The sequence below is a fragment of the Bacillus sp. URHA0034 genome, from assembly GCF_056280405.1.
In genome coordinates, this window is record NZ_JBWCDK010000002.1 from 1469031 (window position 1) to 1480941 (window position 11911).

At 39.6% G+C, this 11911-nt stretch carries 7 protein-coding genes; 2 read left to right on the top strand and 5 right to left on the bottom strand.

What is annotated here, in order from left to right; all coding sequences use genetic code 11:
* Positions 1–52: 52 nt before the first annotated feature.
* The 4 genes from ACZ9EE_RS09125 to ACZ9EE_RS09140 form a co-directional block, all read right to left on the bottom strand.
* A complete protein-coding gene (locus tag ACZ9EE_RS09125) occupies positions 53–2329 on the bottom strand; it encodes a glycoside hydrolase family 3 protein (RefSeq protein ID WP_476026385.1) in 2277 nt (758 codons plus the stop codon).
* 27 nt (positions 2330–2356) lie between these two features.
* The gene (locus tag ACZ9EE_RS09130) at positions 2357–3226 is read right to left on the bottom strand and encodes a sugar phosphate isomerase/epimerase family protein (protein WP_476026387.1); all 870 of its coding nucleotides are present in this window, start codon (positions 3224–3226) and stop codon (positions 2357–2359) included.
* A 46-nt stretch (positions 3227–3272) separates the two neighbouring features.
* Positions 3273–5801: a glycoside hydrolase family 3 N-terminal domain-containing protein gene (locus ACZ9EE_RS09135; protein ID WP_476026389.1), complete on the bottom strand. Its 2529-nt coding sequence runs from the start codon at positions 5799–5801 to the stop codon at positions 3273–3275.
* Positions 5802–6407: 606 nt separating this feature from the next.
* Positions 6408–6548 (bottom strand): hypothetical protein, encoded by a 141-nt coding sequence (locus ACZ9EE_RS09140; RefSeq protein ID WP_476026391.1) that lies wholly within the window; start codon positions 6546–6548, stop codon positions 6408–6410.
* A 154-nt stretch (positions 6549–6702) separates the two neighbouring features.
* Here ACZ9EE_RS09140 and ACZ9EE_RS09145 point away from each other — a divergent pair, with 154 nt between their 5' ends.
* Positions 6703–9387, top strand: a complete 2685-nt coding sequence (locus ACZ9EE_RS09145) for a UxaA family hydrolase (RefSeq protein WP_476026393.1) — start codon at positions 6703–6705, stop codon at positions 9385–9387.
* A gap of 932 nt (positions 9388–10319) precedes the next feature.
* Here the strand turns inward: ACZ9EE_RS09145 and ACZ9EE_RS09150 are convergent.
* Positions 10320–11288 carry an aldo/keto reductase gene (locus ACZ9EE_RS09150; protein WP_476026395.1) on the bottom strand — a complete coding sequence of 323 codons (969 nt, stop codon included), beginning with the start codon at positions 11286–11288 and terminating at the stop codon, positions 10320–10322.
* Between the two features lie 305 nt (positions 11289–11593).
* Between ACZ9EE_RS09150 and ACZ9EE_RS09155 the strand changes: the two genes are divergently transcribed.
* Positions 11594–11809, top strand: coding sequence for a hypothetical protein (locus ACZ9EE_RS09155; protein ID WP_476026396.1), 216 nt, complete (start codon positions 11594–11596; stop codon positions 11807–11809).
* Positions 11810–11911: the final 102 nt, after the last annotated feature.

An 11911-nucleotide genomic window follows, 5' to 3' on the forward strand; every position in this document is an offset into this window, starting at 1 on the left:
TTATAGATAATTAGTTTTAAAGTTTTTTGTAACTGTATCTGTAATTTTAATTTTATTTGTTTTTTTGATATTTTTCGGTTCTTTCATCCTGAATCACGCCAGACCAATTTAGACCAAAGGCAAAGTCATATTCATATCTCTCAGTGTCCACGTGACATTCCATGTCGTGAGCCACATCTTCCAATTGTTCTTCGACTGTTTTCATGTTGGCAGGCATTTGCATTGGCAGAAGACCTGAGGGTTCAGTACCGCCTGTTAAAATCTCAAAAATTGCTTGATCTTGTACCCCGAAATTCGCAAGAATAACATCAACATTACCTTCAAATTCTTCGACAACCGTCGGGTTTGATAACAGAATCGAAACTACTACCGGTTTGCCTTTCATTATTTCAACTGTATCTAACACCATATCCAAATCAGTTGTATTACTTGGTACCACCGTTTTCCCTTTGTAAGATCTGTTTAAAACGTCACCCGGACGCGCATCACCTGCAAGACTTTTTTCGCGGGCAAAATCCGCCGTATAAGATTTATACTGAAGGCCGATCGGTACATATCCATTCCCGCCCTCCTTCACATCATCATGACTATAACCTGTTCCGGACTTTGGTGTGCTAATAAAAACCAGACCAAAATCTGCTTCTTCTGGGTTAGCCGTCACCTTGAAATATTTTCTTGCTACATCAACATTAACAGGGTATTCGAATGTTTCAGGTGTTGGATTACCAAACCAGTCTTTGCCGGCAGGTATATATTTTTTAGGGATATATACGACCTTGTCCTTATTTAATGGCAGAATGTTATTTTTGTTTTTCAACATAACCATTGATTTAAGCTGTGCATTATATCCTTCCTGCATATACTCTGGTTTGCCGACTTCTTGAATCGTTTCCGCTACTTTCAAATATGGGTTTTCAAAAAGGCCGAGACGGAAAATATTTTGTAATAATCTTACCGCCGATTCTTCAAAGCGATTACGCATTAATGCCTCACCATGTTCGATAACGCCCCTTTGGTAAGCTTCTAAAATTGGACCAGCTTCATTATTTCCTCCGAATTGATCTACTCCGGCCATGATTAATTTATAATGTCGTTCAGCAACCGTGAGATTTTCAACACCCCATGGCTTACCTCCGATAAATGTATCAATATTTTCTGGTTCATCCGCCGTAATTACCCAATCAGTACAAACCACACCGTCGTATCCATATTTCTTTCTTAGCAAATCATTTATTAAGTAAGAGTTGTAAGAATTACCGACATTTTCTTTATTAACAGGATCTTGATCCACTGAGATTGTATAATATGGCATTACCGCAGAAGCCATCTTTGTCTTTCCAGGTAAGTTAAAAGCCCCTTCAGTAAAAGGTATTAAATGCTCGTCAAAGTTGCCGCCTGGATAAACAGCATACTTACCATATCCATAGTGGGCATCCCTGCCGCTTTCGCCAGAGCCGCCTCCCGGCCAATGTTTTACCATTGCATTGACACTTTCATAACCCCAGCCTTCTGCGATTTCCTTATCGCCTGCTGAATTTTGAAAACCTTCCACATAGGCTCGGGCCATATCTGCAGATAACTGAGAATCTTCCCCAAAGGTTCCATTAAAACGGAACCAGCGTGGATCTGTGGCAATGTCTATTTGCGGTGAAAGGGCAGTTGTAATTCCCAGTGCCCGATATTCTTTTGAAGCCATTTCTCCGAATTTTTCTGCTATTTTCGGACTAAATGTAGCTGCCAGGCCAAGTGATTCAGGCCACATGGAAATTTTCCCGCCCGCTCCCGCATTAAATTCAGTACTTGAATCTGAAGCATGGCGTGGGTCTGAACTGTTATTTGCAGGGATGCCGAGCCCTATACCTTCTGCAAAAGCCTGAATATTGTTGTTCCAGCGCGCAGCGGTTTCAGGATTTTCAATTACCGTTAAGAGAATATGCCTTAAGTTATCGTTTGAAAGAAACTCAATTTGCTGATCCGTTAAATCCCAAGGATTTGCACCACTTTCCTCGTACGTCTTCCCGCCATAGGTACCAGCAAACCAGCCTTTACTTCCGGCTGGAACCGCTTGATGCCTGCTATATAACATAAGTCCGGCAATTTGCTCAATGGTCATTTTCGATGCAAGGTCTTTTGCCCTTTCCTCTGGAGTTAACCTCCAATCTTCATACTTATCAATTTTTCCATCTTTGTTTAAATCCTTAAAAAAGTACCCTTCTTTTTGAATAATTGTAACTCCTGATGTTTCGGAATAGCCTAAGGTCGGTCCACCGTTATTTTTTACGTATTTTATATGATCTTCCGTATTGATTTTTGTTTGATAATCATTCATTGCAGAACCCCCAATCAGGCTGTTTTTTTAATTTTTGATAAGTCCTTGTACATATTTTCCCATTACTTTTAAATCGTCCGCGATACTTGCAAATTTATTTCCTAGCTGTCCTTCGTTTTCCACAATGGCATAACGAATATATCCTAAATCGTTCAATCTTTGATAGGTCTCTTGAAAGTTAACAATACCAGTACCGAGATTAACAAAATCATTTGGCTTTACAAGCTCTGTATATAATTTCATCATATCCGGGTTCTCTCCGATAGAAGCATTAAATAGTTTGACCGGATTTACATGTCTGCCTAAGTCCTTTTGATGGATCATATCGCAGCGGTTGCCCAGTTTTTCAAGCAAGGAAATAGGATCGTATCCACCCCTTGTAACCCATACGAGGTCAAGCTCAAATTTCACTAACTCTGGATCTGTAGTTTCAACAAGAAGTTCAAATAAGGATGTTTCTCCTACTCTCCTAAACTCATGCGCGTGGTTATGATAGTAAAAGCTTAAACCCGCTTCTTTACACTTTTTCCCTATTTGATTTAGTTGTTCAGCGGTTTGAAGGGTATCTTCACGTCCCGAAATAAATGCCATTGGAAAAACGATAGATTCACAGCCAAGAATTGCATTTTCTTCAATAATTTTATCCCAATTTGCATCGAGCAGCCCTTGGCCAGGAGCCACTCCTTCATGAGCAGCGAATGCCTTTAATCCTAACTCGTCAAACTTCTTCTTAATAACAGGAAGAGAAAAGGTATCGTTAAACCGTTTCCCTGTAGAGAAATTAGCAGAAATTAACTCTATATTCTTGTAACCCATTTCTGCTGTCTTTTCTAAGGTACCAAAATAATCCTCGTTTAACTCTCTGAATACTGAAAATAAATTTAATCCGATTTCCATGGCGCTATTTCCCCTTTTTTTTATAATTTTTATATGAAGATTTAAATTAACCTATTAATTCAAACGACGCTTCTTCCACAACTCTCGAGTTAGTACCAATGTAAACTCTGAACTCCCCACCTTCTGCTTGATAACTCATATCAGCTGTATAATATTTCAAATCCTCTTCGGTAATTGTGAAGACCACTTTCTTACTTTCACCGGGGATTAAGGAAATCTTTTTAAATCTTTTGAGTTCTTTAACTGGTCGGACAACGCTTCCATAAAGATCCTGAATATAAAGCTGAACCACTTCCTTCCCTGGGATGGTTCCCGTATTGGTTACCGTGATGCTGGCTTGAATTTCTCCCATCCTAGTCATTTGATTTTTATCTAATGTAACTTCAGAGTAGGCAAAGGTTGTATAACTTAAACCAAATCCAAAAGGGTACAGAGGTTCATTTGGTCCATCGAGATACTTGGATATAAATTTCTCATGTTGGTTTTCGTTCGTTAATGGTCTGCCTGTCTTAAAGTGATTGTAATAAACTGGGGCCTGTCCTGTTTGTTTAGGGAAACTCATCGTCAGTTTTCCAGAAGGATTATGATCACCAACTAGTACATCTGCAACGGCATGACCAGCTTCTGAACCTAAAAACCATGTTTCAACAATCGCATCCACATTGTTCTCAAACCAGTCTAGTACAAGCGGGCGTCCATTGGTTAAAACGAGTACTGTAGGCTTACCCAATTTGACGATCCCTTCAGCCAATCTTTTTTGGACTTTAGGAAGTTCTATATCCATTCTGGAAGCAGCTTCCCCTGACATAGCACTGCTTTCTCCCAAAGCAAGTATGACGACATCTGCCTCTTTTGCTTGGCGGATTGCTTCTTCCATCCCGCCAGCAAGATCATTTTCCACTTTGCAGCCTTCAGCAAATAGGAGATGATCCTGATTTAAGAATTTCTCTTTCAAGCCTTCCATTAGGGTAATTGTTTTATCACTGTATCTCGAGAATTGCCAAGGACCTAATAAATCTTTGCTATTCGCAAATGGTCCGATTAAGGCAATTTTTCGGGCTTCCTTTTTTAGGGGAAGAACTCCGTTATTCTTTAGAAGAACAATTGATTTTTTAGCAAGTTCCCTGCTTTCATGTAAATGTTCTTCACAAAAATGGTATTCGATTTCCTTGTCAGGCCTTATATAACGGAAAGGATCATCCATAATTCCAATCTTAAATTTAAAATTAAGAATCCGCTTAACTGCATCATCCAATTGACTTTCTAGTACTCTATTTTCCTTAATTAATTCAGGCAGGTGGTCTAGGTAAGAAGTTGATACCATTTCTATATCCATAGTGGCATCAAGTGCCTTTTTTGCCGCTTCCTTACTGTCTTTGGCTGCTCCATGAATGGCAATTTCATCAATTGAGCCATAATCAGAGATCAGCATACCTTCAAAGCCAAGCTGGTCTCTTAATAAATCTTTTAACAATGCTTTATTGCCTGCCACTGGGGATCCTTGATAAATATTAAACGCATTCATTACTGAACCGGCCCCCGCTTCCAGACCTGCTTTAAACGGAGGGAGATAGACATTTCTTAATGTTCCCTCAGAAATATCTACTGTATTATAATCACGGCCTCCTTCTGCTGCACCATAGGCTATGAAGTGTTTTAAGCATGCAATTATCGTTTCCTCACTGTAGAGGCTATCCCCTTGAAATCCTTCTACCTGGGCTTTAGCAATTAATGCTCCTAAGTATGGGTCTTCACCGGCACCTTCAACTACTCTTCCCCATCTGGCATCCCTTGTTATATCTACCATTGGACCGTGATTATAAGTAATTCCCGATGCAGATGCTTCCTTAGCTGAAATAGCACAAGCCCTTTTGATTCCTTCTAGATCCCAACTTGATGCCCATGCTAACGGAACAGGAAATATGGTTTGATGGCCGTGAATGATATCAGCATTAAAGAGTAGAGGGATTCCTAACCGTGATTCTTCTACTGAAATTTTTTGTAATTCAAATACTCTATTTATATCGAAAGCTCCTAAAATAGAACCGGCCCTGCCCTCAGCAACAAGTTTCTCAGGAGGATCTGATTCAACATCTCCGCCAAAAGAGAAATTAGAAGCCATGCATTGGCTCATCTGGCCAACTTTTTCTTGAATGGTCATTTTTGCAACAAGGTTTTCAACCTCTTTTTGAATTTGTGCGTCTGTTCTTTCAATGATCAAATTAGATTTCCGGTATTTTTCTACTTCTTTTATTAGTTCATCAGCAAATGAGACTCCTTCTCCTTTTTGCCCCTCAATTTGGAGCTCACCTAAAGGTTGAAGTCTCATACATCCTGTAAACGTATCTTCTGAAAAGTTGAGATTAATCTCTGCCCTTTCTTCCGATAAAAGCTTAAACCTGCCTTTTGCCTGCAGCTCAGTTCCTTCAACTGTTACTGAATCAAATTCAAAGTTTAAAGGCATAGGTTCTGTTTTAACAAATAAACTATAAGCTTTATCCTTCTTTCCAACTGTAAAAACTACTTTCATCTTGGCAATTGGAGTTTCCAATTTTGTATTCCATGTTCCAATCATTTGCCTTCCTCCTATTCACAAGCTTGATCCAAGTGAAACCCATACATGAACTAATTATTCTTATCTACTTCAAAGATAAAACAAATGAATACCCTTTCCCACTGTAAACACGACCAATTATTTTCAAATTTCCGACTTTTTGTAAAACTTAAATTGGCTTAAATAGCTAAAAGCCAAACACGTTGTTGTGTTTGGCTTTTTAGTCACTGCTTTAAGTGTTCACTAGTGATGCATATTCTTACCTTTATCTTTTAAATAAAATTGCTAAACTGATTATTCCACAATGACTTTTATTGTGTTTAGTTTTTCATCTAAGTCGTCATAAGTGACAAATGAAAAACGTGGTATGCCAGTGGGTTAGTTTTCATACTATTTATTTTTCATTCAAATTCCCTCTCATAAGTAATATCAAAAACTATATTTTTTTAGTTTTAAGACCATTTCGTGAAATCTTAAATTGATTTTAGCAAACGCTTTTATATTTTTAATATTGAAAAAAAGGATTAATGTTGCTGAAATCAAAGAATAATTTTCTTGTTAATAGCCACAAACCATCGTATTAAATGATGCAACACTCCATCTTAACAATGGAGTGCTTATCTTAATTTAAAATCTAGTATCCCATTTCCCACAAAAAGAATCTACAGGAATCTTCCCTTTAAACGCAGATTTTCCCAAGATTTTATCGATGATTGCTTCTACCACAAACTCATTAGATGAATTACCATTTATATAGGTCTTTACCATTGGGGCGTCCTAGACTGTTAGACAATACTCAGGCCAAAGATTGACTAAAACTGAAAAAGGAACGGTTTATTATTCAGAAAATAAAAACTATTTAATCAACCTATGATACAATATGAATAACTCAAAAAATAATTAAAAAAGGAGCTAGAAATCTATGAACAGGGCTTTCAACTTTGACGAAGTTGCTAGACTTCCTTTACCTGGAGACAATGTCGCGATTGCTACTCACCAACTTGACGCCGGCACCCTGATTTACTATGAAGGAAAATCTATTACTTTGGATTACACTGTCATGGAAGGACATCGCTTTGCAGTGAAAGTGATCGCAAAGGATGAAACTCTACTCTCCTGGGAAATCCCTTTTGGTTTGGCTTTGCAATCAATTCAGCCGGGCAATTATGTGATCAACAGTAGTACCATGGAAGAGCTTAGTGTTCGTTCACTGAAATTTACGTTACCGCCTGAACCTAATTTTGTTGACCATTCTCACTCAATTGTTCTTGATGAGGAGAATTTCCAATCAGCTCCAGCATTACCCGCTTACTCCGAAATGCGCACTTTTATGGGTTATCGGCGCAGCATTACCCGGGGTGTCGGTACCCGTAATACGATTGTCCTGTTGGGTACAACATCACTCACGGGGAGCTATGTCACTCAGCTTGCCGCTAATCTGAAAGGAGAATTAAAGAACTATCCCCAAATAGATGCGATTGTTCCCGTTGCACATACTGAGGGGGGCATTGAAAAACCTAATAACCTGGAACTGTTGTTGCGCACATTGTCTGGATTCATCGTCAATCCTAACGTGGGTGCTATTTTGATTGTGGATTATGGCAACGAAACAGTTTCGAACAAGATGCTAAAATCTTATTTACGGGATTATAACTATCCATTAGATGATACCTTACATCAGTTCTTATCAATTAAAGGCAGTTTTAAAAGTAAGCTGAGCATAGGGGAAGCAATTATTCGTGATTGGCTGCCAACGGTCAATGCCATGGAAAGAACCCCTGAATCCATTAGCCATATTAAGCTTGCATTGCAATGTGGCGGCTCTGATGCCTTTTCGGGCATTTCAGCTAATCCGCTGTTAGGTTGGATTTCGAGAGAACTAGTTCGATACGGAGGCGCAGCCAATCTAGCTGAAACCGACGAGTTAATTGGTGCAGAGTCCTATGTTCTGGAGAAAGTTCGCGACTTGGACACCGCCCGCAAATTTTTAACCTTTGTAAAAGAATTTCAGAAACGAGCTGCCTGGCATGGTGCCAGCGCTGAAGGAAACCCATCCGGTGGTAATAAATATCGTGGCCTTTACAACATATACCTAAAATCCATTGGCGCTGCCCGCAAAAAAGACCCAGTGTCTCGCCTCGACTATGCTATTGACTATGGAGAACCGATGAAAGAGTCAGGGTTCCATTTTATGGACAGCCCGGGTAATGACCTCGAGGGTATTGCCGGGCAGGTTGCTTCTGGTTGTAACATGATTATGTTTACAACAGGTAATGGCTCGGTCACTAACTTTCCTTTTGTGCCGACATTAAAGGTGGTAACGACAACGCAACGTTTTCAATTGCTGGCTAATGATATGGATATCAATGCCGGTCAATATCAAGATGGCATGTCCATGGATGAGTTGGGTACGCAAGCCTTTGAACTGTTGATACAGACAGCTTCTGGTCAGCTAAGCGCAGGTGAAAAAGCTGGCTATTCACAGGTGCAGATTTGGCGCAACTGGAGGCAAACCGATGCAACTAAATTGGATACTTTGCTCAATGCACCACAACCTACGGGGGAAGCAATTGTAATTCAAAACGATGTGGCCACATCCGCCTACCCTATTTGCTTCACTCGAGCTAGCGATGGCATTGGCTTGATCCTGCCAACCAGTCTTTGTTCCGGGCAGGTTGCGAAAATGATTGTACAGCGTCTGAACACCCTGAATCTTAGTCAATTCGAACAAATCTCACGTTTTGTGGCCTTGGTTCATACTGAAGGATGCGGTAATAGTGGCGGTCAGCCTGAACAGATGTTTGCCCGTACTATGGTTGGTTATATCACCCACCCGCTGGTCAAGCGATGTCTATTACTAGAACATGGCTGTGAGAAAACCCACAATGACTTTATGCTTCACAAGATGGAGGAAATGGGTGTTGACTCTAGCCGTCTTGGTTTTGCCAGTATTCAATTGGACGGAGGAATCAATAAGGTAACGAAGAAGGTGGAAGCGTGGTTTGCTGGTCAATTGTCCACAACTAGAACAACTGTGAAAGAAACTTTTGGACTGGAAGCCTTACGAATTGGAATCTTATCCGATGGTTCCGTTTCAGATGCAACCGGTAAGCAACTTGCGTTGTTGACAAAAATGATTGTTGGTGCCGGTGGTACGGTTGTTATCCCTGAAAACAGTGGAGTTCTTTCAAAACCTGCTTACACCGATAATGTATTGACTGGATCGAATGTCCAACCATCAATAGCCTATGGTGAACATGCCCGCAACAACGGTTTCCACATCATGGAGACACCAACAGAACATTTAGTAGAGAGTATTACAGGCTTAGCAGCTACGGGGGTAGAATTGGTAATAGCGCTGGTTAATCGTATGCCAATGCAGACGCATCCATTGGTCCCAATCCTGCAAGTGGCAACGGACCCCACCATACAACAAACCTTCGCCAATGATTTGGATTTGTTACTCACAGGTGATCCCACCTCTTGGGTCGGCCAGATTTTGGAGCTCTGTAAGCAAGTCATTGAGCTAAGCTATACACCTCGTCTCTTTGAAGAGGGTAACATTGATTTTCAAATCACACGCGGATTACTGGGATTTACATTATAATTGAAAAGTAAACTGAGATATATTTAGAATTGGAGTGGGCAACCTAAGTTAATATGAAAATATAAAAAAACACCCTCGTATATGTTACACCCTAAACAAGTATACAACGGGGTGTTTTTTTGTTGACAAAACGTACTCGCCAACTAAATATTACAACTACAGGTTTCTATAAAGGACCTTTTTTGTATAACCTGTTCCCTATACTAAAGGTACACGTATTGCAACCCTAGATATTCATAAGAACTTTTAGTTAATTATTGAAGGAACGAAGTGCGGAATCTGTCCCAGTGTATTAAAATTAAACAAAAAAACCATACAAATAAAAAATTCATGGTACCGTTATATATGAAATAGTAGCAACTTTTTTTGGGGGGACTGCGTGGGATGACCCACCAGATCAGGCACGCAGGTCTCAAGCAGTTTGAAGACTGTGAAGACACCTGTTGTCACCCCCTCCGAAAAGGCATTAAGTAAACGTCCTTATCGTATGATTGACCCGTTGAGACATGGGAGGGAAATCCTCTAGGGCGGCGTGGAGCATGCACATCATATGGTAAATATGGAGTTGTACTACACTCCTTTATTTCACTATACCTTCCCGAAGCCAAAATACTCTGAGATCATATCTTTTATTCATCTACCTAATCATATGGGTATGAAATCCTGCGGATAAGCAAGTATTTGGGAGAAAATCTTATTAACCTGAGGGAGTTTAAGTGCAATCTTGTTCCGAATGAACTCCCTTCTTTTTGAAAGGGAGTTTTGACGTTTAACAATATTACTGAGCTGTTAAATATAAGTTAGAACATCAATTTATGGAACCTCGTCGCATGGTTAACAATTACACGACGGATGAAAAACGCCAATACCAGACCAATTAACGTTACCGTCAACGTAAACAAGCATTTAAAATTAATGCAAATTCGAAAGGCTTAGAAACCATTTTCTAAATATTCGAGTTCTTCTAAGGAGAACTCAACTTGTTCCGCAAGTAAACACTCATTTAATTGCTCCACCGTATAACATCCAACAATCGGTATAGTTGAAAATGGCTGTGACAAAAGATATCCCAGTCCAACTTGAGAAATCGATAGGGAATGGTCCAAAGCCACCCTTTCTATTCTTTGCAGCCTGTTGCGATTTTCCTCGGAATCATAAATAGGATTGATTTGTTGATTGTTGAACGTTAACTTTCCTAAGTGTAACTTGGAAAACAGCCCTTGTGCTTGGGAAGAGTATGGGAATGCCGTTAATCCGGATGTTAAATGCAGCTTTTTCATTTTCTTACCCATTGTTACAAGCGTTGGATCACCCAACTTTGCAGGATTGACGTATGCAGCACTCCACATCATTTGGTTTCCTGAAAAACCTTGTATGCCATGGACCAATGCATATTCTTGTGCTTCCATAATTCGTTCTGTTGTCCAATTAGAGCAGCCGAAATAGCGTATCTTTCCAGATTTCACCTGACTATTTAATGTGTTCAGAATATCTGCGATACTTTGATTGGAATCATCCCGATGAAGCCAATATAAGTCAATCGTTTCGACTTGGAGCCTTTTCAAACTATCATCCAGGTCCTGAACAATTTCTGCAGGAGTCATTCTGGGAATGTTCATGGTTTCCAAACATGGGTGGGCTCCTTTGGTGGTCACAATCATTTCATGTCGGTTCCCCCTGGTCTTCATCCATTTACCAATCGTTGTTTCACTGATGCTTGGCTCGATTGGAAGCCAATTAGCATAAACCTGGGCAGAATCAATCATATTGCCACCATGTTCATAAAAGGCATCCATCAATATAAAGGAGTCCGCCTCATTCAACTTACTTCCCAAGGCAACCCCTCCAAGTGAAAGGAATGAGCTTGACAATTCTGTTCCGGTTAATATAGTACGTCTCATGGTTAACCTTCCTTTTTTCATCATAATTATTTTAAGCATATACTTCTTTTTGGATATTTTCACTGCTCAATCTCTTGATTTTACTTAAAGAGATTTTAAGAAAAACTTGCGTTTTAAAAAAAAAGAATTGTATCGTTAAAAGGATTGAGAAGTTCAATAACAAGATAAGAAAGAATAACCATATTTTGTCTAAGTGACTTTGAATTGTATGACTGCCAAGATTCTCAGCTATAACCAGATATTCTCCACATAGTCGCTAGGCAACTGGCTAATGTCCACCTGCTGAAAATCCACTGGCAACAATCTTGTTAGGATTGATGTACTATTCTTCTACATTCTCTCTTATGATAGAAATTGCTTTAAAAGTATCCAATATTGGCGTGGCATACGAGCATTTTCCCCGCAAGAATACCTTAATACAAATGCATGATATCCTCTTGAAGCAAAATGCTAATGCAACACCCTCTGATTCCCTGTCAGATGTCCCAATGTATGTTCCTCAGGGTATTGGATTTGATTGAATATATCTTTTTAGGTCAGAAATAACTTACAAAATTCAAATGAGTCCCTTCCAATTTGCTCCTTAGGATTTAAAAATAAAGTAAGGAATTCATTAATAGATA

Bases quoted from the DNA above. Each gene is read 5' to 3' on its own strand.
- ACZ9EE_RS09125 (WP_476026385.1), bottom strand. From the start codon at position 2,329: ATGAATGATTATCAAACAAAAATCAATACGGAAGATCATATAAAATAC.
- ACZ9EE_RS09130 (WP_476026387.1), bottom strand. From the start codon at position 3,226: ATGGAAATCGGATTAAATTTATTTTCAGTATTCAGAGAGTTAAACGAG.
- ACZ9EE_RS09135 (WP_476026389.1), bottom strand. From the start codon at position 5,801: ATGATTGGAACATGGAATACAAAATTGGAAACTCCAATTGCCAAGATG.
- ACZ9EE_RS09140 (WP_476026391.1), bottom strand. From the start codon at position 6,548: ATGGTAAAGACCTATATAAATGGTAATTCATCTAATGAGTTTGTGGTA.
- ACZ9EE_RS09145 (WP_476026393.1), top strand. From the start codon at position 6,703: ATGAACAGGGCTTTCAACTTTGACGAAGTTGCTAGACTTCCTTTACCT.
- ACZ9EE_RS09150 (WP_476026395.1), bottom strand. From the start codon at position 11,288: ATGAGACGTACTATATTAACCGGAACAGAATTGTCAAGCTCATTCCTT.